Source organism: Chryseoglobus sp. 28M-23 (genome assembly GCF_014789785.1).
GTDB classification, from domain to species: Bacteria; Actinomycetota; Actinomycetes; order Actinomycetales; family Microbacteriaceae; genus Microcella; species Microcella indica.
This window is the reverse complement of record NZ_CP061846.1, coordinates 2,002,626-2,029,010: the sequence shown is the minus strand read 5'-3', so window position 1 is coordinate 2,029,010 and position 26,385 is coordinate 2,002,626. Positions and strand designations below refer to the sequence as shown.

Below are 26,385 nucleotides of genomic sequence, written 5' to 3'. Positions count from 1 at the left end.
ATCAGGAGAGCGTGCCTTTGTCGAGTCCGGCGAGGCGCACCTGCTCACCGAACTCGGGAACGCTCGCCGCGAGCTCGTCGAAGGTTCCGCTGCCGACGATGGCGCCACCGCTGAGGAAGAAGATCTGGTCGGCGTTCTGCACGGTCGACAGGCGGTGCGCGACCGACACGACGGTGGTCGATCCGCGCAGTTCGGCGATGGCCGCGGCGACTGCCGCCTCCGTCGTCGTGTCCAGGGCGCTCGTCGCCTCGTCGAGCACGAGCACGAGCGGCTCGGCGTAGAGCGCGCGGGCGATGCCGAGGCGCTGCCGCTGGCCCCCCGAGAGAGCCAGCCCCCGCTCGCCGATCGACGCGTCGAGACCGCCGGCGCGCTCGATGATCACGTCGAGCAGCTGGGCGCGCTCGAGAGCATCCCGCACGCGCTCGTGGTCGATCTCGTCCGTGTTCCACGTCAGTGCCACGTTCTGCGCGACCGTCGAGTCGAAGAGCGAGACCTCCTGCGGTACGTACGCCACGCGACTGCGCCACCAGCGCGTGACCTCGCTGAGGGCGATGCCATCCACTCGCACCTCGCCCTCGGTGGGCTCGAGGAGGCCGAGCATGAGGTCGACGAGGGTCGACTTGCCGGCACCGGATGCGCCCACGAGAGCCGCGACGGAGCCGAACGGCAGCGAGAGGGAGGCGTCGTGCAGTGCCGGCTCGGCGTCGGCGGAGTAGCGGAAGCTCACGCGCTCGAAGTCGAGCGAGCGAGGCGGATCCGGCGGGGTCGCCGTATCGACGGCGGTGATCGCGCGAGCGGCGGAGCGCTCGCTGCGGGCGATCTCCTCGATGACCCGCTCGGCGTGCGGCACGGCCATCTGCACCTGGTTGACGACGCCCTGGAACCTCACGATCGAGGGCGCGATGCGGAATCCTGCGATGCCGAACAGGGCGACCGCCGTGATGGCCCCGGTGATGCCGTCGGTGAGGAAGCCGGTCGCGCCGACGAGCAGGAACCCGCCGATGATGCTCGCTTCGAGGACGAAGCGGGGAACCTCCTTGAGGAACACGGCGTTGCCGCGCGCGCGGGCGATGTGGCGCCGGTTGTCGCGCACGACATCCCCGATCGCACCGAGGCGGTCTCGAAGGGTGATCTCCTTCAGGGCGCCCACCATCTCGGTGATCAGGCGCGACGTGCGCAGGGAGTACCGCAGCGCGACGGCGCCTGCCTCGCGAGAACGTCGAGTCACCCAGAGGTAGAGCAGCGCGCCGACGGCGCCCAGGTAGATCGTAGAGATGAGCGCCACGAGCGGTTGGGCGATCGCGAGAACTCCGAGCACGGCGATGAAGCTCAGAGCCTCGCCGAGCAGCGTGGCTCCCGGGAGGAGCATGCCGGCGATGATGATCGTCACACTGCCGTCGGTGAGCCGCACGAGGTCGGCGGAGTTGCGCTTGAGCCGCTCCGTCCACGAGGAGGCGACGTACGTCTCGAAGAGCCGCCCCCCGAGGGCGAGCTCGTAGCGCGCGAACCGGCGTGTGGCGAACCACAGCAGCACGACGGCGATGACCGACTTGGTGATGATGAGTCCGCACACGACCCCGAGGAGCAGCACGAGGCCCTCCTCCTCGACCACCCCGATCACGGGCAGATCGACGGGCCCTCCCGACAGGATCGGGCCGATGACGACGGCGAGGAGGGCGACGGCGGCTGCGTCGAGGACGGCCAGCAGTCCCAGCGTGATGGAGTAGATGAGCAGGAACGGCTTCGCGCCGCCCGGCAGGAGGTCGAGGATGCGCAGGGCCGTGCGCCACGCCGCGATCATGCTCGCGCCGCCTGCGTGTCGACGGCGTGCACGAAGCTGCGCTTCTCGATCTCCGAGTGCAGCTGGGGCGCTGCGGCGTGCGCCGCGGCCTTGAGCCTCTCGATCTCCTCGACGGTGAGCGAGTTCAGCAGCTCGGCGGTGGCCTGCGCCCCCCACGGCTCGACCACGACGCCGAATCCGTAGGGCGCGTGCTCGGCGATCATGACCTCGTTGCGGCCGGTGACGACCCCGAGGCGACCCTGCACGGCTTCGAAGAGCTTGTTGGGCAGCATGTAGCGCACGTTGGGCGAGACGGGGCGGTAGACCATCATCGCGAGGTCGTACTCGTTGAGCGCTGTGGAGACCTGCTTGAGCGGCACCGGCGGGCGCAGCACGATGCGGTCGCCGTGCGGGGCGGCGATGCGCCGCACCTCGTCGATCATGGCGTCGTCGCCGGTGAGCATGAGCGTGAGCTCGAAGCGGTCGTCGACGAGCGCCATCGTGTCGATGAGGTCGCGCAGACCCCGCTCCCAGTGGGCGAGGCCGTGGTAGATGAGGCGGATGCGCTGCGGGTCGACGGGGCGGGGCTCCTGCTCGACGTACTCGGGAATATTGCGCACGACTGCGGGCCGGGGCATCCCGCGATCATGCTCGTAGTAGTCGGCGAGGCGCTGCGAGACGGTCGAGCGCGTCGTGAACTGCGGGTCTGCGAGTCGGCGCGTGAGCCACCGCTGCCAGCTCCACGCGAGCAGCCCGAAGGGCGTGCGCTCGCGCATGCGCTGCGTGAAGTACTCGTGCATGTCGAGGTGGATGTGGGTGGCGGTGAGCCCGCCGAAGACGTCGCGGTCGCGGCTCCACGGTGCCAGCTCGCGATCGTTGAAGACGATGAGGTCGTAGGTGCCGGCGCGCACGGCATCGGCGGCCTCGCTCGGGATGCGCTGCTGGATGATGCGGCGAAACTTGGCGCTGTTCGTCATGAGGCCGTGCAGCACGAGCTGCCGCCACGGGCTCGACTCCCACACGGTCGGTGGCAGCAGCTCGAAGTGGGTGCGCACTAGAGGGCTGGGGTGCGGCCCGAAGCCGAGGGTGTCGACCACCCAGCCGGCATCGGTGAGCCAGTCGATCTCGCGGCGCACGCGCGGGTCGTTGAGAATCTCGCTGGGAACAGCCAGCAGGGCGACGCGCTCGGTCGGCATGGGCGGTGAGGTCTCCTGCGGTTCTCGGGTGCCCGAGCCGGTACGGCGGGCGCGTGCCAGCCTACCGTTCGCACCCCGAGCACTCGCGGGTGGGGTGGTGCCCGCTGGTAGCGTGAGCGGGTGCCGCGCCCCCCTCGACGCCCCGTGGAGCGGGGCAAGGATGCTCTGCGCAGCGTGCTGCGGGCGGCGCTCGCCGTGACACCCGGCGCGCTGGTGTCGCGCATGGTCGACCCGGCGCAGCGCTTCGACCCCGGGCATCCCTCACCGGCCATCGATCTGCCGCGCGATGCGCCCGTGCGTCTGCTGGTCGCGCCGACCAACTCGGCGGGTCAGGGCTGGGCGTGGGCCCGCGCCGCCGAGAGGCTCGACGGCGTCGTCGCCCGCGCCATGCAGATCGACATGAACAGGTTCGCGAGGTTCCCGGCCGACCAGAGCGTCACGCGCGGGGAGTACCGCTGGTCGCGGCGCTGGCAGCGGGCGCAGCGTCGCGCCGTGCTCGCGGGGGCGACGCACGTGCTGCTCGAATCGGCCTCGCCGCTCTTCGGCGACCCGCATCGGCGCGACGTGCGCGGCGAGCTGCGGCGGCTGCGGCGCGCGGGCGTCGAGGTGGCGCTGCTGTTCCACGGCAGCGATATCCGCTCGCCCTCGCGCCATCGGGCGCGCGCCGAGTGGTCGCCGTTCGGGCCGGAGGGCTGGGATCAGACCGCGGCGCTCGAGCGCGTCACCGCCGAGAACGCCGCCCTGGTGGAGGAGGTGGATCTGCCGGTGTTCGTCTCCACCCCCGACCTGCTCGTCGACCTGCCTGAAGCGCAATGGCTGCCCGTTGTCGTGGACCCCGACCGCTGGGCGACGACCCGCGCGCCGTTCGTCGACCGCGAGCGCCCCCTCATCGTGCACATTCCGAGCCGCACGATCGTGAAGGGCACCGACCTCATCGACCCCGTTCTGCACGGCCTCGCCGCAGAGGGCCTTATCGACTACCGCTCGATCACGGGCCTCAGCAATGACGAGATGGTGGCCGCCTACGGCGAGGCCGACATCGTCGTCGATCAGCTGCGCCTCGGCATCTACGGGGTCGCGGCGTGCGAGGCGATGGCGGCGGGCCGGGTCGTCGTCAGTCACGTCGACGAGCAGGTGCGGGGCGTCGTCGAGCGCGAGTGCGGGGAGGCGCTGCCGGTCATCGAGGCCACCGCGACGACGCTGGAGTCGGTCGTGCGCGACATCGTCGCCGACCCCGCTCGCGCTACCGAGCGGGCCTCCGCCGGGCCGGAGTTCGTGCGCGCCCACCACGACGGCGCTCGAAGCGCGGATGCCCTGCGATCGTTCCTCGGGTTCGTCTAACGAACGCCCCCGAGTGAGGGCCTCCCATTTCTGCCGGTATCGAGTTACTGTTGTGACTGCTGTGACTCGCGGCAGGGGGCTGCGAGTGGGGGGTTTCATCATGTCGCGGTCTAATACTGCTCTCGAGGCCAGCGCGCCGCAGGCGCGAAGGCGCTCGTTGCCTGCTGTCGCGGCGATCGGCGCTGCGGCCCTGCTCGGCAGCCTCGTCGTCGTCTCGACACCCGCCTACGCTCAGCCGATCGAGGAGCCCGTCGTCGTCGACGAGACGCCTGTTGACCGCGCAGTCGTGTCGAGCGGTACCTTCGAGTCGGCCGCGAGTCGTTCCGACTTCGACCCTGGCTACATCATCAGCGACGTGCAGTTCTACGACCGCGATGCGATGACCCAGTCGCAGATCCAGTCGTTCCTCGATCGCATGATCGGCAGCTGCCAGAACTCCAACTGCCTCAACGTCTACTCCCAGAGCACGACCTCGCGTGCGGCGACCGAGCGTTGCCGCTCGTACAGCGGTGCGAGCAACGAGTCCGCCGCGCGAATCATCTACAAGGTGCAGCAGGCGTGCGGCATCAGCGCCAAGGTGATCCTTGTCACCCTGCAGAAGGAGCAGAGCCTCGTCACGCGCACCGCTCCATCGTCTTCGACGCTGGAGCGCGCCATGGGCTACTACTGCCCGGACGACCCGTCGCGCCCCGGCTGGTGCCACCCCGACTTCGCGGGCTTCTACAACCAGGTGTACAACGCGTCCGCGCAATTCCAGCGCTACCGACTCAACCCCACCGGCTACAACTACCGCATCGGGTCGAACAGCATCCTCCACCACCCGAACACTTCCTGCGGCCGCAAGTCGGTCACGATCCGCAACGCGGCCACCGCAGGCCTCTACATCTACACCCCGTACACGCCCAACTCGGCCGCGATGAGCAACCTCTACGGCCTGGGCGACAGCTGCTCGAGCTACGGCAACCGCAACTTTTGGCGCCTCTACACCGACTGGTTCGGCAACCCCACCGGGCAGCTGTCGAGCACGGTCGCGAAGTCGCGTCTGGCAGGAGCCGACCGCTACTCCACTTCGGTGGCTCTCGCGGCGTCGGCCTACCCCGACCCCAGCTCGGTCTCGACCGTATACATCGCCGTCGGCACGGGCTTCGCCGATGGTCTTGCGGCAGCGCCGGCGGCCGCGGTGGCCGGTGGGCCGCTGCTGCTCACCGACCGCTCGACGTTGCCGGCCTCGGTTCGAGCCGAGATCGTGCGGCTCAGCCCCGAGAACATCGTCGTCGTCGGCGGCTCGAGCGTCATCCGAGGGTCCGTGGTCGATGCGCTGAAGTCGCTGGCTCCGACCGTCACCCGGGTTTCCGGCGACGACCGCTACGCGACGGCGCGCGCACTCGCGCTGCTGGCGTTCCCTGAGGGTGCCGACGAAGTGTTCGTCGCGAGCGGCGGAAACTTCCCCGACGCTCTTGCGGCGAGCGCTGCCGCGGGCTCTCGCGGGGTTCCCGTTCTGCTCGTGCCGCCGGGGTCGAACTCGGCTGACTCTGCTACGCGGAGCGTCATCGCCCAGCTGGGGGCAACCACGGTCGTCGCGGCCGGTGGCACGGCGGTCATCTCGTCGAACTACCTGAACTCGCTGAAGTCTGGCACCGACGTGACGTCCCTCGTGCGTCGTGGTGGCGCCGACCGCTACAAGACGGCGGCGAGCATCAACGACTACGCCTTCCCGGCGGCGATCATGGGGTACCTCGCGAGCGGGGTCAACTTCCCTGACGCGCTGGCGGCGGCTGCCGTCGCGGGTGCGCAGAATGCGCCGCTGCACCTCTCACCCGGTAGCTGCCTGCCCGCAGCGGCCGTCGGCCACTTGACGCTCTCGGGCGTCGAGAGCCTCACGTTCGTCGGGGGTACCTCGGTGCTCACCTCGAACGCGTACAACTACCGGCCGTGCTCCTAGCAGAAGGCAGATCGTCGATGCGTAGCCCCCGCACCGCCACCACCGGCGCGCTCCTCGCGCTCCTCGCGTTGCTGGCGTCCCCGGTCACGGCAGCGTCCGCAGCAGAGCCGGCGGCGGTGCCGGTTCGAGCGTTCGAGCGGCCGGTCACCCCGATCGGTGACGAGCCGGCGCGCATGGTCGACGTCGAACCGGGCGACTTCGCCGCGGAGGGCGCAGCACTGCCCGCCGATCTGCAGCAGGCGCTCGCGCGCGACGTGGGCCTCAGCGGGGCCGAGTGGCTCGCGCAGAGCGAGGCCGGCAACGCGGCGGCCGATGTGGTGGCCGACCTCACCAAGGTCATCGACGTGGTCGACGCTCGCCTGGAGGGCTACGACCTCGTCGTCACCGTCGAGAATGCGGCGGATGCCCGGCTCGCCCAGAGCGTCGGCGCCCGCGTCGAGTTCGGCTCAACGGCGGGCGTGCGCGGCACCGAGGTCATCGAGGGTCTCGAGCCGGCCGAGGATCTGCTCGGCGGTCTGCCCTACATATTCAACAATGCTGCCCGATGCTCGGTCGGCTTCGCCGGCATCAACACCACGTCAAACCAGTTGCAGATGCTTTCGGCCGGCCATTGCGAAGACGTGGTGGGGGACCAGAGGCGTTTGGCATCGATTGACCGGCCGACGATCTCGGGCGGTTCTCTCAGCACGCCTCTCACGACGATCGGCAACGGCGGTCTCCACGTGACCGATGAATACCCGAATCCTGGCTACGGCAACGACACCTTCTACGACCTGGGTCTGACCCCCGTCACAGGCAGCGGGTGGGTCGGGAAGCCGGAGGTCGTCACCTGGGAAAACTCAACGAGCGGTGCCCCACTGGCGTCGCCCCCTCTGGTGCTCCGTGATGCCGGGCCCGCAATGGCAGGCACCACGTTGTGCAAGTCGGGAGCGACGACGGGGTGGACGTGCGGGTTGATCACGGACGTCGACGAGCTTGTCTATGTCGGCAACGGGACCCCATCGTGTCCTGCCATCACCGCTGGCGACTACTGCGTTGGAGCTATCGAAGCCGCAATCTGCGTTCGTGGTGGAGACAGCGGTGGCCCTGCTGTCGTCGGGTCGCGAGCGGTCGGCATCTCTTCGGCCGCGACGAACTCGACTGCAGACTCCTGTGCGATCGCGGGAAACATTGGAGTGTTCGCCACTCTGTTCTCCGCATTTCCCGAGTTCGAGCAGGTCACCAAGGTGTATCCGAACTGGGAGCCGCTCATCGACGTGAGCACGCCTGCCGTGACGCGCACCGGGACAGACTTCTCGGGCACCCTCGCGGACGGCACTGTTCGTCACTCGGTCGACATCGAGTTCAGCAACGGTCGCACCGTGAGCGCTCCCGTCGGCAGTGACGGCACGTGGTCGATCGACGCGTCGAACGCCTACATCGCCACCGCCGACTACGAGGTCACCGCGCGGTGGGGCGAAGGCTCTCGCTCTGACGCCGTCGTCGGATCGATCAGTATTCCCACCGGCGCAGTCGGCGGTCGAGTGACGACGAACGATAGTTCGGGGGCGGCGATCTCGGGCGCAAACGTTCGATTCCACGACACCGAGGGCGTCTTCATCAGCCAGACGACGACCGACGCGAACGGTGACTTCCTGGCTCCCAGCCTGGCGGCGGGAGACTACCTGGTTCGCGTGGTCGATCCGAGCGGTAACTACACCTCCCGGTGGTTCCCGAACGCGACGTCGTCGGCGAGCGCGACTCCCGTGACCGTCACGTCGGAACAGACAACGAGCGGTATCGACGTCAGATTGACCGACGTGCCCGTATGGCCGCCCGCGGTGAGCCGCATTGCGGGATCGGACCGTTATGCCACGGCCGCCAAGATTGCGCAGCAGTACGTTCCCTTCGCCCCGGGCGAGGGCGTGGTGTACGTCGCGACGGGAACCGGGTTCGCCGACGCGCTCAGTGCCGCGGCTGCCGCGGCCTACCTGGATGCTCCCCTCCTCCTGACCGCGCCGACGAGCCTGCCCTCGGCGATTCGGACAGAGATCGTGAGGCTCAAACCCCACAAGATCGTCATCGTCGGCGGCACGAGCGTCGTGTCCGCGAGCGTCGAGCGCACGTTGCGCGGTCTCGCACCGACCGTCGTGCGGCAAGCAGGTTCAGATCGGTACTCCACCTCACGAGTTGTGACGAGCGGAGCTTTCGGGGCGGGCGGCGCCAGCACCGCCTTCGTTGCCACAGGGAGCGGCTTCGCTGATGCCCTCGCAGCCGCAGCCGCGGCGGGCAAGGTGGGAGCACCCGTGATCCTCGTCGACGGGTCTCGTTCCGGCGTGCCGTCGGCGACCCGCACGCTTCTCGCCAACCTGGGGGTCACCGACGTCTACGTCGTCGGGGGCACGGCTGTCGTCTCGAACGGCATCCTCTCCACGATCCGCGGCTACGGCTTCATCGACTCCGCCACGCGTCTCGCCGGCTCCGACCGCTACACCACGTCGATGGCGATCACGCAGAAGATCTTCCCGGGCTCGAACCCGGGCGGCTACTTCGCGGTGGGAACGGGGTACGCCGATGCGCTGGCAGGCGCCGCCCTGGCCGGAGGCAAGGGCGAGCCGCTCTACATCGTGCCGCCGAACTGCGTCCCGCGCACCGTGCTCACCCACATGGAGGCGACCGGTGTCGAACAGGTGCGTCTGCTGGGCGGCACGGCCGTGCTGAACTCGAGGGTCTTCGCCCTGAGCCACTGCTGACGCGCCCCGCCTAGACTGACCTGGTGCGCGTACTCGTCACCGGGGGCTCCGGCTACATCGGCTCGCACATCTGCCGTGTGCTAGCCGAACGCGGCGACACCCCCGTCATCGTCGACGACTTCGCGCACGGCCTGCGCCACCGCATCGACGGGATGCCCGCCCACGAGCTCGACCTCGCCGCGCCCGGCGCGGCCGACGTGCTCGCGCGGCTCGTCGCCGACGAGGGAGTCGAGGCGGTCATCCATCTGGCGGCCCGCAAGCAGGTCGGCGAATCGGTCACCAGACCGCTCTGGTACCACCGGCAGAACGTCGGCGCCCTCACCGCCGTGCTGCAGGCCATGGTCGCCACGGGCGTGCGCGACCTCGTCTTCTCCAGCTCCGCCGCCGTCTACGGCGACGCCGACGGGGTCGTGACCGAAGACGCGCCGACCGTGCCCGTCAACCCCTACGGCGAGACGAAGCTCGCGGGGGAGTGGCTCGCCGCCGCCGTCGCCCGCGCCGAAAGCCTGCGCGTCACGAGCCTGCGCTACTTCAACGTGGCCGGCGCCGGCTGGCCCGACCTGGCCGACACGGCCGTGCTCAACCTCGTGCCCATGGTGCTCGAGGCGATCGACGCCGGGCGCTCGCCGCAGATCTTCGGCGACGACTACCCGACCGCCGACGGCACGTGCGTGCGCGACTTCGTGCACGTGCGCGACCTCGCCGACGCGCACCTCGCCGTACTGGACGCCCTGCCCGGGCAGCCCGAGCCGCACCGCGCCTACAACGTGGGAACGGGAGTCGGGTCGAGCGTGCGCGACGTCGTGGAGGGCATCCGGCACCGCATCCCGGATGCTCCCGCCACCGTCACCCGCGACCGCCGGCCCGGCGACCCCGCCGCCGTCGTCGCCGACGTCAGCCGCATCGCCGACGCGCTCGGCTGGCGTGCACGGCACGACCTTGACGACATTCTCGACTCGGTGCTCGCCGCGCGCACTGCGTAGGCCCCTACGGAAGCGTCGGCGCTGAACCGGATCAGCTTCCGAATCCCCCGACGCGGTGCCGGACCTTCTCGACGATCGTCGCGAGCTCGGTCGGCACGGACGTCGCTTCGATGGAATCGAGCACACGCTGCGCCACGCCCTCGACGACGGTGTCGGCCTCCGCAGGCTTCATGCCCCATGAGACGGCCTCGTCGATGAGATGCTGCCGGGTGATGTAGCGCAGGTCGACCTGCCCCGCGACGGCGTGACCAGCGTGGGTGAACCGCCCCAAGAACATCACCGGTGCCGTGTCGTACAGCGGCGCCATGTCGACCAGCGCTGCAGAGTCGATGGTGAGCGAGTAGTTCTTCGAGTGGGCGTCTCCGTTGCCGATCATCGTGTTGAAGGCCACCGCCTCCAGCAGCCCGGCAGCGAACCGACTCGGGTAGTGGGACTGCGGTGCTGCCAGCTGCGCGATCGACTTCAGTCTCGCCGTACCTGACAACGTCGACTCGTACTTCGAGACAGAGGGCACGGAGAGCGCCTGCGTGAAATCCTCCTGGTGGGTCCGCTCCCCGCCCGCACGGTCGTAGCGCTCGACGACGATCGCCTGTCGACCATCGAAATCGACGAGCTCGGTGCGTGCTACGGGCAGGTCCGCGGCTGCGGCGACCCGCATCGCCCAGTCCTCCGCGGTGATCAGAAGAGGGGGGCTGGTCAGGTCGTTCGGTTGCGGCTTGATGATGTGGGTCGACATCGCTCCATCTGTCGGCCAGGCCCAGCCGCTCGCGGTGCGGGCCAGAAGCAGCTTCGCCTGGACGCCGCCCAGGGATGCACCGAGCGGCAGGTCGTCCGGGGGAGTAAGGGTCGGCAGATCCCTGACCAGAGACGCGGTCTCGTCCTCGCTGAGCGGGCGCAGACGTCCGGCGCCGGGCACCGTGTCATCGACAGTGAACTGCACCGCTCCAGCGCACTCCCGGCCGATGTGGCGCAGCAGGTCGACGGGGGTGCGTGCACCGTACCGACGATCGAGCTGCGCGCGCAGTGCGCCCTCGGGCAGGAGCCCGTCCAGGAACGTATCCAACCTGGAGCCCTCGACGCGCTGGGAAGTGAGCGGAAGCGACAAGCTCAGGGGTCGGCTGCCCCCTCCCCAACGGCGGAGGGCGTCGCCGGAGAACCGCAGTCGCGCACGACCGGAGCGCAGCTGCTCGACCTCGCCGAGATGCTCGCCGCGCAGCCAGAGCTGCAGTCTCGTCATCGCGTGCTCACGCTCACGTGCGCACCTCGGGGAACGATGATCGCTTCCAAGCCCAGTTCGGCCAGGGCCGACAACAGGGCATCGACGGAGACGTCGTCACCGCGCTCCAGTCGCTGCACGGTTGACCGCGATACTCCGGCGCGCTCAGCGAAATCGACCTGGTTCCTGCCGTCGAGCTTGCGAGCCTCGCGCACCGCAGAGCCGATGTCGTGACGGCTGCGTGCCCGGTACCACGGTGCCTGGTTCCTGTCCATGGAGCGCTCCGCTTCTGATCTGATGCATCTCGCTCTCGACGCGATATGCGTCAGATAAGAAGCATAACACGGTGACCAGGAGAATGCTTCACATATGAAGCGTCGCACGGCTGGGGGCGGGTGACGTTCTTCCTAGTCGAGCCGCCCGCGCCAGGAGCGGTTGCGCGCGGCCGCGAACGCCGATGTCACGAACAGCAGCAGCCCGCCCTCGTAGAGCAGGTAGCTCTCGGTCATGCTTGTCGTGGCGAGCAGCACGAGCGTGAGGGCGGGCCACACGTAGACGGTGCTGCGGCGCTCGGAGGCCACGAGCCAGGCCCGCACGAACGCGAGGCTCAGCGCCACGATGAGCATGAGCAGCCCGGCGAGGCCCAGCTGCAGCCACACGTCCATGTAGGCGTTGAGCGCGGAAGGCGGCTGCCGGCCGGTGCTATCGGCGACGACCGCGAAGGGGAAGACGTCGCTCGGCCACTTGCCCGCCCAGCCCCAGCCCTGCACGGGGTACTGGTCGATGAAGCCCGTGACCCGCGCCCACACGCTCGTGCGCACCTCCACATCGGTCGCGGCGTCGACGGCGTCGACGAGCGCGGTGCGGAAGAGCCACGCGAGCATGCCGAATACGGCGAGTGAGACGAGCAGCACGCTCTGTGTCGCGCGCCGCGCCACCGTCTTCTGGCGCCGCACGAGCACGAGGGCGAGCCCGGCGACGAGCACGGCTGCGAGCACGAGCAGCGACACTGGCGACCGGGCGAAGATGATCGTCGCCGCGGCGAGAGCCAGGGAGTAGACGCTCACGGCACGCGACACGGAACGCGTGCGCACCTCGATCCAGAAGCTCAGGATCGCGAGGGCGCCGAGGAAGGCGAAGGCATTGCGGGTACCGGCGAGCCCCTCGATGGGGCCGCCCTCGGCGAGCGAGCCCGAGATGCCGAGGAAGGTTAGGGGGGTGTCGATGAGGAGCCCGCTGAGGATCTCGAGCACGAACGACGTGGTGAGGATCACCCGCAGGGCGTTGCCGACCGCGCGCACGAGCTGGATGAGGTCGCGCACGAGCGCGATGTACAGGCCGAGCAGACCGAATCCGAGCGCGTAAGCGATGCCGCCGACCGTCACCCAGGTGTACTGGCTCCACACGACGCTCACCGTGAGCAGCCCGAAGAGCGCCAATATCGAGATCGGCAGAACGCCGCGCCACTCGATGCGATCCGGCTGCGCCCACAGGGAGGCCACCGCGAGCACGACGAGCCCGGCGAGCACGCCGAGAGCGCCGGGCCAACCCATGATCGCGCGCACGGCTCCCGTGATGAGGGCGAAGCCCACGATCGCCTCGGTGAGCGCCTGGCTGAAGCGCGCCGAGCCCACGAAGGCGCGGATTGCGGGCGTCATGGTGTCGCCTCCGCTCGCCGCCACCGCACCTCGTGCTGGCGCGAGGCGACGGCGATCCACACGAGCAGCAGCAGACCGGCTTCGATGAGCAGGCGCGACTCGGCGAGGCTGTGCACGAGCAGCATGGCCAGGAGCAGCACGGGCGCGAGGCGCAGGGCAGCGGGGTTGAGGGAATCGCCGCGCGGAGCATCCACGGCCCAAGCGAGCGTGCGTGCGACCGTCGACAGCACGAGGACGGAGAAGAGGACGAGACCCAGGATGCCCAGCTGCAGCCACACGTCGAGCCACGCGTTGTGCGCCTGCAGGTAGGTGACGCCGCGAATCACGACCAGATCGTCGAAGGGCTCCACCCACGGCGCCCAGTAGCTGACCCAGCCCCAGCCGAACCACGGCCGCTCCTGCGCGAGGCCGATGACCGCCGACCAGATGTCGAGCCTGCCGGTGAGGTCATCGCTCCGGCCCAGCAGATCCAGCAGTGTGTCGCGCAGCAGCACCGCCACGGTCGCGACAGCCGCCATGATGGCGACCGCGGCCCCGTAGATCGCGAGGCGGGCTCGACCAGTTCGGCGGCGGGCGAGCAGCACCACGCCGAGCACGACGACGACGCCGACGCCGGCGATGAGCACCGTGGCGGAGCGCGTGAGCACGAGGACGCCGACCGCGATCGCGATCCAGCCGAGCGCCGCCGGTCGGCGCAGGGACGCCTCGTGGTCGGGGTCGGTCTGCCGCAGCCTCCACTGCACGGCGAGCACGATCACGGCCACGAGGGCCACGAAGGCGAGCAGGTTGGCATTGCCGGTGATGCCCTGGATGCGCCCGCCCTCCAGCAGCGCATTGCGGGACCAGGTGAACGCTGCCGGGTACGGCTCCTCGTAGGAGGTCCAGAACGGCAGCACCGGTTGACGCACGAGCGTGGCCACGACGAGCTCGAAGAGCAGTGAGAGGCCGAGAATCCACCGCGTTGCCGCGCTCAGGGCGCGCACCAGGTCGCCGAGGGTCAGCACCTGCGTCATGACGACCGCGACGGCGCCCGTGATGAGGGTCACGAGCACGCCGATGGCGGAAGCGCCGGGATACGCCGACCAGGCGATCGAGAGGGTCAGATAGGCGGCAACCGCAGCGAGCGCCACGGGGACGCGGCGCAGGTCGACGCGCGCGCGCACCGCGACGACGAGCCACGCGATACCCAGCAGAGCCGTAAGCGCGCCCCAGCCGTACCAGCTGATGCTGTACCGCCAGGCGTCGCCCGCGAGGAGCGTGAAGAGGGTCAGGCCGGCAAGAGCCACTCGGCGCTCGCGGAGCCACGACATAGCCCTCAGCCTAGTGCGGCCGCGTCGGGCAGGGCATCAGACGAAGGCGCCCATGCCGGTAATCGCCCGACCGACGATGAGGCTGTTCATCTCGCGCGTGCCCTCGTAGCTGTAGAGCGCTTCGGCGTCGGCGTGGAAGCGCGCGACGTCGTAGTCGAGCACGATGCCGTTGCCACCGAGCGCCTCGCGGCACAGGCCGACCGTCTCGCGCATGGCCGTCGTCGCGAACGCCTTCGCGAGGGAGGCGTGCTCGTCGCGCTGCACGCCGTCGTCGAGCATCTGCGAGACCCGCGTGCACAGCGCGATGCTCGCGGTGATGTTCGCGAGGCTGCGGCTCAGCAGGTCTTGCACGAGCTGGTGGCGGGCGATGGGCTTGCCGAACTGCTCGCGCGTCGTCGCGTACTCGACCGCCGCCTCGTACGCACCGATCGCGGTGCCGACCGCCGCCCACGCGACCTCGGCGCGGGTCAGGCGCAGAACCGAGGCGGTGTCGCGGAACGAGTTCGCGTTCTGCAGGCGGTGCGACTCGGGTACGCGCACATCCGTCAGCTCGATGTCGGCGTTCTGCACGATGCGCAGCGACTGCTTGCGCTCGATCTTCGTCGCCGAGTAGCCGGGCGTGCTCGTGGGTACGATGAAGCCCTTCACCTGGCCGTCTTCCGTGCTCTTCGCCCAGATGATCGTGATGTCGCTCCACGTGGCGTTGCCGATCCACCGCTTCGAGCCGTTGAGCACCCACTCGTCTCCGTTCCGGGTGGCCGTCGTGCGGAGGCCTTGGGCCGAGTCGCTGCCGGAGAGCGGCTCGGTGAGCCCGAACGCGCCGACGACCTCGCCGGTCTTGAGCTTCGGCAGCCACTCGGTGCGCTGCTCGGGTGAGCCGGCGACGCCGATCGAGCCCATCGCAAGACCGTTCTGCACGCCGACGTAGGTGGCGACGCTCGCGTCGACGCGCGCCATCTCGAGCGCCGTCCAGCCGCCGTACACGGCGCTGTAGTCGCCCGCTTTGGTCTCCTCCCACAGGTTGCCGAACACTTGCTGCTCGTGGAGGCCGGGAAGGATCTGCCGGGGGAACTCGGCGCGCTCCCAGTAGTCGTTGACGACGGGCTTCACCTCCGCCTCGAGAAAGGTGCGCAGACGCACGAGGGCGTCGCGCTCGTGGTCGGCGAGCAGAGCTTCGAAGCCGTAGAAGTCGCTGGCGAGGGTGGGGAACGTCATGGGCCGAGGCTACGCCCTGCATCCTGGCCGGTGCCCGGCCGTTGTCGAGGCGCCCTACGGCCGGCGCGCGCCCGCCCGTGCCGCTTGTCGAGAGTGCACGAACCGGCGTGCACGAGTGGATGCCGCTGGCTTCGCTAGCGTGGAGTCGACGACCGGGAGGACCCACCGTGCTGCTGCGCATCGAGAACACTCCGCGCCCCTACGCGTGGGGGGCGACCACCGCGATCGCCGACCTGCTCGGCACCACCCCGAGCGGCGGGCCGGAAGCCGAGCTGTGGCTGGGCGACCACCCCGGCTCGCCCGCGCGCATCGTGGAGGGCGCGCCGGAGCCCGACCTCGCAGCCCACCTACGGGCCCGCGGCCAGAAGCTCTCCTTCCTGCTCAAGGTGCTCGCCGCCGCCGAACCCCTCTCGCTGCAGGCCCACCCGACGATCGAGCAGGCGCGCGATGGCTTCGCGCGCGAGAACGCGGCGGGCATCGCCCTCGACGACCCGAAGCGCAACTACAAGGACGAGCTGCACAAGCCCGAGCTCATCTACGCGCTCAGCGACCCCTTCATCGCGCTCGCCGGCTTCCGACCCGTCGACGACTCGGTTGCCGATCTGCGGTCGGCCGCGTCTGCCCAGCTGGAGCCGCTCGTCGCGAGACTCACGGGTGACGCGGCGCTCGCCGACGTCGTGCCGTGGCTGATCGCCGGCGGCGCTGAGATCGCGGTGATCGTGGATGCCCTCATCGACGCCGCGCGTCGACTCGAGCACGGCGCGCTCGACAGCGACAGTTGGGCGAGTGTGCGACGTCTGGCGAGCCACTATCCGGGTGATCCCGGTGTCGCGCTCTCGATGCTCATGCACACCGTCGTGCTGCGGCCCGGCGAGGCGCTCTACCTGCCCACCGGCAACATCCACTCCTACCAGCAGGGCCTCGCGATCGAGGTCATGGCGGCGAGCGACAACGTGCTGCGGGGCGGCCTCACCCCCAAGCACGTCGACGTGCCCGAGCTCATGGCCGTGCTCGACGCTCGGCCCGTGCCCGAACCCCGCATCGACCCTGTCGAGGTCGCCCCCGGCGTGCGGCGCTTCACCCCCGACGTCGTCGATTTCGCCCTCACCGTTGTCGAGGCGGGTGCCGCCGCCGACGGCGTGACACTGGATGCCCGGGGCCCGGCCATCGCGCTGTGCCTGGAAGGCAGCGCCACCCTGCAGGGGTCGCTCGTGCTCGAGCGCGGGCAGGCTGCGTACTGCGACGACGATGCGCTGAGCATCCGGGGCACGGGTCGCGTCGTCGTCGCGACCGGTCGCCATCCTGAGCACTGAGCCGCGCGGCACGCCGCATCAGCGCGCGTCAGTTACCCTGAAGGCGACGCACCGGGGGGTGAGCGGTCATGGGGGCTGTGAGAATTGCGGGAGTAGCGCTGCTTGTCGGTGTGCTCACCAGCGGTGCGCTCACGGGCGGATCGCTCGGCACGGCAGCGGTCGCGGTGACCGAACCCGAACCGACGCCGGTCGTGACGCAGGAGCCCGCGCCCACGTCGCCGCCGACCCCGGAACCTCCCTCGACACCTGAACCTCCGTCGACGCCCGCGCCCACGGCAGAGCCGGCGCCCGCACCGCTCGACGACGACGCCGTGCCCGATGGTTCCCCTCCGCTCGAGTCGACGGCGGCCAGCAGCGCCGACCGACTCGCCGGGGCTGACCGCTACGCCACCGCCGTCGCCGTCTCGAAGGTGACCTTCGAGCCCGGAGTGCCGATCGTGTTCCTCGCGAGCGGCGTCGACTATCCGGACGCTCTCTCGGCAGCGCCCCTCGCCGTCGCGCTCGGCGGGCCGCTGCTGCTCACCGGCTCGCGCTCGCTGCCGAACGTCGTCGCCGCAGAGCTGAGGCGCCTCGCGCCCGCCGAAGTCGTCATCGTCGGAGGCACGGCCGTCGTGACCTCTTCCGTCGTGACGCAGGTGAAGCGCCTCGGGCTCGACGTGCGCCGAGTGTCGGGTGCCGACCGGTACGCGACCTCCCGCGCTCTCGTCTCGACGTTCGCGCCACCCAGCGACACCGTGTACCTCGCGACCGGCCGCAACTATCCGGACGCGCTCGCTGCCGCCTCCGCCGCGGGAGCCGTCGGCGCGCCCGTGCTGCTCGTCAACGGCGCGTCATCCACGCTCGACTCGGCCACGAGGCAGCTCATCGCCTCGCGCAACGTGCAGAACGCCTACATCGCGGGAGGCGCGTCGGTCGTCTCGAGCGGCATCGAGCTCAGCCTTGCCGTCGACACGGTGCAGCGTCTCGCGGGGCCCGACCGCTACGCCACCGCGGTCGCGATCAACGGGCACGCCTTCACGACCGCCGAGCGCGCGTTCGTCGCCACCGGCGCTGGCTATGCCGACGCGCTCTCGGGCGCGGTGCTCGCCGGCATCGAGAACGCCCCGCTCTACCTCTCCGGGCCCACCTGCCTGCCCCGCGCGGCGCGCGAGGCGATGCTCACACGGCTCGATGTCGGCCGCGTCACGCTCTTCGGTGGCACCGCCGTGCTGTCATCGCGCGTGGCCTCGCTCGTGGCGTGCACCACCGTGTCCGATGATCGGGCGACGAGCAACGCCGAGTTGAAGGCTGCCCTCGAGCAGCGGCTGCGCACCCTGCCGGGCTCCTACTCGGTGAGCGTGCGCGAGATCGGCGGGCTCGAGACCGCGGTGAGCATCCGCGGTTCTCTCAGGCAAGAGCCTGTGAGCGTCATCAAGCTCTTCGTCGCCTACGCCGTACTCGACCGCGTGGACAACGGGCTGCTCTCTCTGAGCACCCCCACGCGGTCGGGCGTGAGCGTGCAGAATTGCCTGCGCGTGATGATCCACGTCTCCGACAACTACTGCCACTGGGATCTCGTCGACCTCGTCGGCAAGCAGAGCCTCAACAACCAGTTCTGGGCAGACGGCTACCGCCGCACCGTCTACGACGGCTACAGCGGCAGCGGCGTCTACTACCCCGCGAAGGTCTCCACGGCAGACGACCTCGCTCTTCTGCTGAGCCGCCTCGACCGGGGGGAGCTGCTGAGCCCCGAGAGCACCGACTTGTTCGTCGAGCTGCTCGAGACCCAGCTGTGGCGCTCGAAGCTGCCCGCGGGCGTCCAGGCGGGCACCCCCGTGGCCAACAAGACCGGCTCGGCGTGGTCGTCTGCCGGCTGGTTCCAGTCTGACGCGGGCATCGTCACCTCCCCGACGGGCTCCTATGCGATCGCCGTGCTCGGCAGCCAGGGCGCCACCGTCGAGGGGGTGCGCGAACTCGGCCGCATCACCTACGAGCACTTCACCGGCCCGATCAGCACCCGAGCCTCCTACGGCGACCTCAACGCGGTCACGACGGGCTCCACTCCCTACTACCGCTACGCGAGCACGAGCGACCAGCTCGGCACCCTCCCCTCCGGCCGGCGCATCGAGGTGGACGCGAGCGCCCGCACCTGGTACCAGGTGGTGCACAACGGCAGCTACGTGTGGGTGCGCTCCTCGTCGCTGCGCAACTACTACGACTACCCCCGGCGGTAGTCGAGACCTCCGCGACCGCTAGCGTGGACGCCATGACCTGGCTTGTCACCGGCGGCGCCGGCTACATCGGTGCGCACGTCGTGCGCGCCCTCCGCGACGCGGGTCTCGCGCCCGTCGTGCTCGACGATCTCTCCAGCGGGCACGCCGCCTTCGTGCCCGAGGGGGTGCCCTTCGTGCGCGCATCCCTTCTCGATGCTGCGGCGGTGGATGCTGCGCTCACCGACCACGACGTCACGGGCGTCATCCACGTGGCCGGGTTCAAGTACGCCGGCGTGAGCGTGCAACGGCCCTTGCACACCTACGAGCAGAACGTGACCGGCATGATCACGCTGCTCGAGGCGATGCAGCGCGCCGGGGTGCAGCAGTGCGTGTTCTCCTCCTCGGCAGCCGTCTACGGGGCCGTCGACGTCGACCTCGTGACCGAAGGCACCCCGAAGAACCCGACGTCGCCCTATGGCGAGTCGAAGCTCATCGGCGAGTGGCTGCTGCGCGACCAGGAGGTCGCCGCAGGGCTGCGGCACACGAGCCTGCGCTACTTCAACGTCGTCGGCTCGGGCGACCCGGCCGTGCGCGACACCAGCCCGCACAACCTCTTCCCCCTCGTGTTCGACGCGCTCGCCGAGGGGCGCCAGCCGCGCATCAACGGCACCGACTACCCGACGCCGGACGGCACGTGCGTGCGCGACTACATCCACGTCGCCGACCTCGCGCTCGCCCACGTCGCCGCGGCGCGCCGCCTCGAGGCGGGCGAGCCGCTCGAGCCCGCGTACAACCTCGGCTCCGGCGACGGCGTCTCGGTGCGCCAGATCATGGATGCCGTCGCGAGGGTCACCGGCATCGCCGTCGACCCCGAGCTCGCCGAGCGGCGCCCCGGCGACCCGCCGCGCATCGTGGCGAGCGGCGAGCTCGCCGCGCGCGACCTCGGCTGGGCGATGCGCCACACGCTCGCCGAGATGGTGGCGTCGGCGTGGGAGGCGCGGCGGGCATCCGCCTAGGGCGCTCCTGGCGCGGCGACCCCTGCAGGCGGTGGTGATCGCAGCTCGGGTGTCCCCAGAACGTGGGACACCCGAGCAAGACTCACGGCCACTAGAGTCGGAGAAATGCTCGAGAGCGCGCGTCGCTCCTCACTCCGAATGGACCGCCGTGCCCTCGTCACTCCTCGCCCGCGTGCTCGCTCCCGTCGCCGTGGCGGCCCTCCTCGTGCCCCTCGGCGCCCTGCCCGCCCAGGCGCGCGCAATCGAGCCGGCCCCGCCCGCCGGGTTCACCCCTGCGGCCGACCCGGGGGCGGGTAGCCGCGTGCCCTCGCCGACGCCGGGCCTCACCGCCGCCGCTGCCGGCGAGGTGACCGGGCGCATCCTCATCAGCGCGGCGGGCGGTGGGTCGACGCAGCCCGCGACGACCGGCAACACGCTCGTGCGGTTCTGGCGCGAAGACTCGGGTCAGTACTTCCTCGAAGACACCGTGAGCAGCTTCGACGGCGACGGGGACTTCAGCGTGCTCGGCCTGCCTGCGGGTGGATACCGGCTCGAAGTGCTCACGCTCGACACCGACGGGCCGGGCAAGGAGTACTGGAACGATCAGGAGTTCTGGTTCGAGGCGGACACGTTCGTACTGAACGAAGATGTCGCCAGCGAAGTCCCGACCATCACGGTCGCCCCCATCGAGCTGGCCGGCGGCCGCATCTCCGGCGACGACCGGTACGCGACCTCGGTCGCGATCTCCCAGGCCCTCACCGGCACCGGCGGCGCCGAGGTCGTCTACCTCGTGAACGGCCTCGGCTACGCCGATGCGCTCTCCGCTGGTCCGGCAGCGGCCGCGAACGGCGGCGTGCTGCTGCTGACGCGTCCCGATACCGTGCCGAGCATCGTGCGCTCCGAGCTGCGCCGCCTCGACCCGGGCCGCGTCGTCATCGTCGGCGGCACCGCCGCCATCCGCTCCAGCGTCGTGAGCACGGTGCGCGGCCTGCTGCCCGATGCCGAGGTCGACCGCATCGCCGGCGTCGACCGCTACGACACGTCTCGAGCGATCGTCGCCGACGCCTGGCCGGGCACGATCGAGAGCGTCGCCGTCGCGACGGGGCGCAACTTCCCCGACGCACTCTCGGCGGGTGCGGCGATCAGCTCCGTCGGCGGCGCGGTCGTGCTCGTCGATGGTCAGCGCTCCTCGCTCGACGTCGCGACCCGCACCTTCCTCGGCGGCATCGCGCCGCAGTACGTGGCCATCGCGGGCGGCACGAGCAGCGTCTCCAGCGGCATCGCATCGTCGCTGAACGCTCTGCCCAGCACGCCGGACGTCGACCGCTTCGGCGGCGCCGACCGCTACGAGACGGCGCTCATCATGAATCAGGCGTTCTTCCGCGAGAGCGCGCCAGACTACGCCTTCCTCGCCACGGGCGCTGGCTTCGCCGACGCCCTCGCCGGCGGCCCCCTCGCCGCCGCGCTCGGCGCGCCGATCTACCTCAGCACGCAGCGCTGCCTGAGCCTCGACAACTACATCGAGATCTCCGGCATGTACGTGCGAGAGATCTACGCGCTCGGTGGCACGGCCGTGCTGAGCGACCGCGTGCTCTACGGCAACCTCTGCTGAGCATCCCTCGCCGCTGTTGCACTTTTCCCGGCGCGTCGCAACCCTGAATACTCGGTCGAACCTTTTACTATCCCGCGACTTGACGCGAGCGAATGACACGAGTGTAATTAGGGCACACGCGGCACAGTCCGCCACGTGACGGGGGAGGGCAGCATCACATGAGCGAATACCGCAATACGGTACCCGGCGACTGGTTCGTCGACCCGGTTCGACTGGGAGTGCCCGGGGTGCGGCGCCAGCGCGACACCGACGACGACGACAGCGCCCTCGCCTGGCAGGCCGACGCCCTGTGCGCGCAGACCGACCCGGAGGCGTTCTTCCCCGAGAAGGGCGGCTCGACGCGCGACGCGAAGAAGATCTGCACGACGTGCGAGGTGCGCTCCGAGTGCCTTGAGTACGCCCTGCAGAACGACGAGCGGTTCGGCATCTGGGGCGGGCTCTCCGAGCGGGAGCGCCGCAAGCTTCGACGCCGCGCCTAAGGAATGCACCCGCGCGTCACCGCCGTTCTCATCGCCCGCCGAGGCGGCGAACCGCTGCAGCAGACACTGGATGCTCTCACCGAGCAGTCCCGCCACCCCGACCACCTCGTGGTCGTCGACGCCGCCGGCGACGACGACGTCACCGCCGCCCTCGCGTCGATCGCCCCGACCCAGTTCGTCACCGCGGGTGCGGCACTCGGATTCGGCGAGCTCGTCGACCGCGCCGTCGCCGCCCTCCCCGCCCCCGAGCAGACCTCCTCGCCGTACGGCGGCGTCGAGGAGTGGCTGTGGTTGCTGCGCCACGACACGACGCCAGACAGCCGCACGCTCGAGCGCCTGCTCGCCGCCGTCGAGATCGCCCCATCCGTCGCCGCCGCCGGCCCCAAGCAGATGGACGCCGCCCACCCGACGATGATCGCCGAGTTCGGCGAGACGATGACCGCGTACGGTGCGGGCATCGCGCTCGCCGAGCGCGAGCTCGACCAGGCGCAGCACGACCGCACGAGCGACGTGCTCGCGGTCGGCGAGGCCGGCATGCTCGTGCGGCGCTCCACGTGGCACGACGTGGAAGGCTTCGACCCGGCCCTGCCGCACGTCGATGCCTCGCTCGACCTCGGCGTGCGCATCCGTCTCGCCGGCCACCGCATCGTCGTCGTGCCGCACGCGCGCATCTTCGTGCACGAGAGCACGCCGCTGTTCGCCCGCAACGGCACCCCGCCCACTCTGCCGCCGCGCGTCGAGGCGCGCTGGCGCCGCCGTGCGCAGCTGCACCGCCGCCTCGTCTACGCGCCTCTGCCCGCGGTGCCGCTGCATTGGCTGAGCCTCCTGCCGCTGGCCCTGCTGCGCTCGATCCTGCACCTGCTGCGCAAACGGCCGACCCTCGTTCTCGGCGAGTTCGTCGCGGCCGTCGCCGTCGCGTTCTCGGGCACCGCGGTGTCGAGCGCGCGCTCGCGACTGGCGAGGAGCAGGAAGGTCGGCTGGGCGGCGATCGAGCCGCTGCGCATGCCGCGCGACGAGGTGCGCCGCCGCCGTGCCATCGCCCAGGACGCCCTGCTGAGCGCGCGGGAGGACGACCGGCCGCCGCGCCCCGACTTCCTGCCCGGTGGCGGCCTCATCGTGGCCGTGCTCGCCCTCATCGGCGCGATCGCGGCGTCGCCCCTGTTCGGTGCGCCCGCCCTCCTGGGCGGTGCGCTCGCACCCCTGGCGCCGGATCTCGCGACCCTGTGGGGCGGCCTCACCGCCACCGAGGATGCCGCTGCCGACCCCTTCGCGTTCGTGCTCGCCCTGCTCGGCACCCTCACCCCGTGGCAGCCCTCCCTCTCGCTCGTCGTGCTGTGGATCGCCGCCGTGCCCCTCGCCGGGCTCTCCGCGTGGTGGGCGGCCGCGAGCCTCGTGCGCCGCGCCGGCCCCGCCGCGGTCGCCGCATGGCTGTGGGCGCTCTCGCCGACGCTGCTCGTGAGCCTCGCCGAGGGTCGCGTCGCCGCCGTCGTGGCCCATCTCGCTCTGCCGTGGCTCGTCGCGAGCGCCGCCCGCGCCCCGCGCTCGTGGAGCGCCGCCGCCGTCGCGGGCCTCACCGCGGCGATCGTGACGGCCGCCGCGCCCACCCTCGTGCCCGCGCTGCTGCTCGCGTGGGTCGCGTGGATGGTGCTGCACCCGCGTCGCATCGGCCGCCTGCTGACGCTCATCGTGCCGGCTGCCGCGCTCTGGGCTCCCCTCCTCCTCGACCAGGTGCTGCGCGGCACCCCGCTCGGTCTCCTCGCCGACCCCGGCCTGCCGTCGACGACGGGCGAGCAGAGCCGCGTCGGGCTGCTGCTCGGCTGGCCCGACCTGCGTGTCGTGCTCGAGCCGGTCACGGCGCTCCTGCCCGTGGGCACGCCGCCGATCATCGCGCTCCTCATCGTCGCCGCGCTCGTGGCCGTGCTGCCCGTGCTCGCGCTGCTCGCCCTCGCCCTGCCCCGCGGACGGCGCGCACTCCTTCCCCTCGGCCTCGCCGCCGCGGGCCTGCTGACCGCGCTCACGGTGAGCGGCATGGCTCTCGTGACCGAGGGCGGCACCGCCGTCGGGCTCGACGTGGCCCCCGCGCTCGGCCTCTACTGGCTGGGGCTCACCCTCGCCGCGGTCGTCGGTCTCGATCGGCTGCGCCGCGGCGCCGCCTACCCGGGTCTCCTCGCCGTGCTCGGCGGCACCGCCGTCGTGCTGCCCGTGCTCGGGGCGCTGCTGCTCGGCACGGCCGCCGTCGCCCCGAGTCCCGACCGCACGCTGCCCGCGCTCGTCGCCGCCGAAGCCGCCGGCGATCCCGCGCAGGGCACCCTCGTGCTCACGCCCGTGAGCGGGACCGGTGACGCGGGGCAGACGGGCCTCGCCGCGCGCATCGACCGCGGCACCGGCGTCACTCTCATCGAGCAGCGCACGATGCTCACCACGAGGTCGCTGCTCGGCTCGGGCCTGCCCGGAACGAGCGGCGAGGGAGACCTCGGGGTCGTCGCCGGCTCGGGCGGCGCCGCGGAGGCGACGCTCGCGGCGATCGCCGAGCGCGAGCAGCTCGCCGAGCTCGTCGCCAACCTCGCCGCGCCCAGCGGGCGCGACGTGAGCGAGACCCTCGAAGCCCTCGCCGTGCGCTTCGTGCTGCTCGCGCCGCCCTCCGCGGCCTCCGATGACGCCGCCGGAGATCTCGCCGCCTCCTCGAGCGCCGCCCTCGACGCGACCGCGCAGCTCGAACCCGTCGGTGACACCTCGGTCGGGCGGCTGTGGCGGGTCGCCGCCGACGGCAGTGCTGCCGACGACAGTGCCGTCGATGACTCCCGTGGCGTGATCGCACCGGAGCGCCCGGGGGCCGGGGCGATCCTCAGCACCCAGCTCGGCATCCTCACCCTCACCCTGCTGCTGGCGATCCCGACGAGTCTGCGCCCGCGACGCCCGCGCTCCGACTCCGCCCTCGACGAGCCCGCCCCCACGTTCGACGCCGACGACGAGTTCGAGGGCGAGTTCGGCGCCGACTCCTCGAGCGCTCCGACGGGAGGGCGGTCATGACCGCGACCCAGCGCATCCTCGCCGCGACCGGGCGCGCGGGCCTCGCGCTCGCCGGCGCGGCGGCCGCGGTCGCCCTCGGCGCGGTGGTGCTGCTCGCTCCCGTGCCGGAGCTTGCTCCCGACACCTCGGGCCGTGAGGTCACCCCCGACCGGTCGGCGCAGACCGTCGTCTGCACGGGGGGAGTGCTCGGCCTCACGCGAGGCGACGACCCGCAGCTCACCGTCGTCCAGCAGCCGCAGCGCCGCAGCGTCGGCACCGGCCTCGTCGAGGCGACCGTGCCGGGCAGCGACGCGCTCGAGGGCGCGCCCGTCACCGTCACCCTGCCGGTCGACGCCCCCGACACGTCCGTCGCCGCCGCCGAGGCGACACGCGTCGCCACCGCCGACCTGCGCGGCCTCGCCGCCGCCGAGTGCGGGCGAGCCGACCGCACCGCGTGGCTCGTCGGCGGGTCGACCCAGGTCGGCCGCACCACGTGGATCGTGCTCACCAACCCCGGCGAGGTCGACGCGACCGTCGACCTGCGGGTGTGGGGCGAGCGCGGCCTGCTCGAGGCGCCCGGCACGAGCGGCATCATCGTCGCCGCGGGAACCCAGCGCATCCTGCCCCTCGCGGGTATCGCCGTCGACGAGGCCTCGCCCGTCATCGCCGTGGAGAGCAGCGGCGGGTCCATCGCCGCCCACCTGCAGCAGTCCGTCGTGCGCGGGCTCGACCCCTCCGGCATCGCCATCGTCGCCCCCCTCGAACGGCCTGCGACGCGCCACGTCATCCCCGCGCTGCCCGTCGTCGGCAGTCAGCTCGCGCTCGAGCAGGCCACGGGCGACGGCATCGGCGACGCCCTCACGACCCTCCGGATGCTCGTCCCCGGCGACACGGACTCCGACGTCACCGTCACCCTCCGCCCGGCCGACGGCGGCACAGGGCAGGTCATCACGACGACCGTCGGCGCGGGCGCCGTGCTCGACCTGCCCCTCACCGACCTGCCCGACGGCGACTGGGCCGTCGTCGTCGACGCCAGCGAGCCGCTCGTCGTGGCCGGCCGCACGACCATCGGCGGCGCGAGCGGACTCGACATCGCCTGGTGGGCTCCCACCGGCGCCCTCCAGGCGGGCCAGGAGGTGCTCACGAGCATCGCCCCCGTCCCGAGCGGTGTGCGCGCGCGCCTGCACCTCTCCGCACCGGAGGGGGACGTCACGGCAACCGTCGACGGGCGCGAGGTGCTCGTGCCCGCCGGGCAGAGCGTCGTGCTCGACACCGCCGCCAACGTGGGCGTGCGGCTCGCGGCCGACGGCGTTCTGCACGCGAGCGTGAGCTACCGCGGCGACGCGCTCATCGCGGGCACGCGCATCCTGCCCCCGCCGCTCGCGGCGCAGACGGTAACCGTCTACCCGTAG

18 protein-coding genes are annotated in these 26,385 nt (G+C 71.2%); 11 read left to right on the top strand and 7 right to left on the bottom strand.

Annotated elements, in window-relative coordinates; genetic code table 11:
* Position 1 precedes the first annotated feature (1 nt).
* Together IE160_RS09875 and IE160_RS09870 are read right to left on the bottom strand one after the other, a co-directional pair.
* Positions 2-1,801, bottom strand: coding sequence for an ABC transporter ATP-binding protein (locus IE160_RS09875; RefSeq protein WP_191150981.1), 1,800 nt, complete (start codon positions 1,799-1,801; stop codon positions 2-4).
* Complete coding sequence (locus tag IE160_RS09870; protein ID WP_191150980.1) at positions 1,798-2,976, bottom strand: glycosyltransferase; 1,179 nt, start codon at positions 2,974-2,976, stop codon at positions 1,798-1,800. The genes IE160_RS09875 and IE160_RS09870 overlap by 4 nt, the downstream gene beginning before the upstream one ends.
* A gap of 120 nt (positions 2,977-3,096) precedes the next feature.
* Here IE160_RS09870 and IE160_RS09865 point away from each other — a divergent pair, with 120 nt between their 5' ends.
* The 4 genes from IE160_RS09865 (at position 3,097) to galE (IE160_RS09850) (ending at position 9,974) form a co-directional block, all read left to right on the top strand.
* Positions 3,097-4,317 carry a glycosyltransferase family protein gene (locus IE160_RS09865; protein WP_191150979.1) on the top strand — a complete coding sequence of 407 codons (1,221 nt, stop codon included), beginning with the start codon at positions 3,097-3,099 and terminating at the stop codon, positions 4,315-4,317.
* Positions 4,318-4,474: 157 nt separating this feature from the next.
* Positions 4,475-6,259, top strand: a complete 1,785-nt coding sequence (locus IE160_RS09860; RefSeq protein WP_191150978.1) for a cell wall-binding repeat-containing protein — start codon at positions 4,475-4,477, stop codon at positions 6,257-6,259.
* A gap of 17 nt (positions 6,260-6,276) precedes the next feature.
* On the top strand, positions 6,277-8,991 hold the full coding sequence (locus IE160_RS09855) for a cell wall-binding repeat-containing protein (protein ID WP_191150977.1): 2,715 nt from the start codon (positions 6,277-6,279) through the stop codon (positions 8,989-8,991).
* Positions 8,992-9,014: 23 nt separating this feature from the next.
* On the top strand, positions 9,015-9,974 hold the full coding sequence (gene galE / locus IE160_RS09850) for a UDP-glucose 4-epimerase GalE (RefSeq protein WP_191150976.1): 960 nt from the start codon (positions 9,015-9,017) through the stop codon (positions 9,972-9,974).
* A gap of 31 nt (positions 9,975-10,005) precedes the next feature.
* Here galE (IE160_RS09850) and IE160_RS09845 read toward each other — a convergent pair whose 3' ends face one another.
* From IE160_RS09845 to IE160_RS09825, 5 genes are all read right to left on the bottom strand, one after another.
* Entirely contained in the window at positions 10,006-11,211 is a 1,206-nt protein-coding gene (locus IE160_RS09845) for a HipA domain-containing protein (RefSeq protein ID WP_179872430.1), read from the bottom strand.
* Complete coding sequence (locus IE160_RS09840; protein WP_179872429.1) at positions 11,208-11,465, bottom strand: helix-turn-helix transcriptional regulator; 258 nt, start codon at positions 11,463-11,465, stop codon at positions 11,208-11,210. The genes IE160_RS09845 and IE160_RS09840 overlap by 4 nt, the downstream gene beginning before the upstream one ends.
* Positions 11,466-11,597: 132 nt before the next feature.
* Complete coding sequence (locus IE160_RS09835) at positions 11,598-12,848, bottom strand: O-antigen ligase family protein (RefSeq protein WP_191150975.1); 1,251 nt, start codon at positions 12,846-12,848, stop codon at positions 11,598-11,600.
* Positions 12,845-14,158 (bottom strand): O-antigen ligase family protein, encoded by a 1,314-nt coding sequence (locus tag IE160_RS09830; RefSeq protein ID WP_191150974.1) that lies wholly within the window; start codon positions 14,156-14,158, stop codon positions 12,845-12,847. Before IE160_RS09830 ends, IE160_RS09835 begins: the two co-directional genes overlap by 4 nt.
* Positions 14,159-14,194: 36 nt before the next feature.
* On the bottom strand, positions 14,195-15,373 hold the full coding sequence (locus IE160_RS09825) for an acyl-CoA dehydrogenase family protein (protein ID WP_191150973.1): 1,179 nt from the start codon (positions 15,371-15,373) through the stop codon (positions 14,195-14,197).
* A 167-nt stretch (positions 15,374-15,540) separates the two neighbouring features.
* On the opposite strand from IE160_RS09825, the gene manA reads away from it, so the two are divergent.
* From manA to IE160_RS09790, 7 genes are all read left to right on the top strand, one after another.
* Positions 15,541-16,686: a mannose-6-phosphate isomerase, class I gene (gene manA / locus IE160_RS09820; RefSeq protein WP_224744444.1), complete on the top strand. Its 1,146-nt coding sequence runs from the start codon at positions 15,541-15,543 to the stop codon at positions 16,684-16,686.
* A 110-nt stretch (positions 16,687-16,796) separates the two neighbouring features.
* A complete protein-coding gene (locus IE160_RS09815) occupies positions 16,797-18,899 on the top strand; it encodes a cell wall-binding repeat-containing protein (protein ID WP_191150972.1) in 2,103 nt (700 codons plus the stop codon).
* A gap of 32 nt (positions 18,900-18,931) precedes the next feature.
* Positions 18,932-19,894 carry a UDP-glucose 4-epimerase GalE gene (galE, locus tag IE160_RS09810; RefSeq protein ID WP_191150971.1) on the top strand — a complete coding sequence of 321 codons (963 nt, stop codon included), beginning with the start codon at positions 18,932-18,934 and terminating at the stop codon, positions 19,892-19,894.
* Between the two features lie 148 nt (positions 19,895-20,042).
* The gene (locus IE160_RS09805) at positions 20,043-21,485 is read left to right on the top strand and encodes a cell wall-binding repeat-containing protein (protein ID WP_191150970.1); all 1,443 of its coding nucleotides are present in this window, start codon (positions 20,043-20,045) and stop codon (positions 21,483-21,485) included.
* A 158-nt stretch (positions 21,486-21,643) separates the two neighbouring features.
* A complete protein-coding gene (locus tag IE160_RS09800; RefSeq protein WP_191150969.1) occupies positions 21,644-21,964 on the top strand; it encodes a WhiB family transcriptional regulator in 321 nt (106 codons plus the stop codon).
* Between the two features lie 3 nt (positions 21,965-21,967).
* Entirely contained in the window at positions 21,968-24,994 is a 3,027-nt protein-coding gene (locus IE160_RS09795) for a glycosyltransferase (RefSeq protein WP_191150968.1), read from the top strand.
* Positions 24,991-26,385: a DUF5719 family protein gene (locus tag IE160_RS09790; RefSeq protein WP_191150967.1), complete on the top strand. Its 1,395-nt coding sequence runs from the start codon at positions 24,991-24,993 to the stop codon at positions 26,383-26,385. The genes IE160_RS09795 and IE160_RS09790 overlap by 4 nt, the downstream gene beginning before the upstream one ends.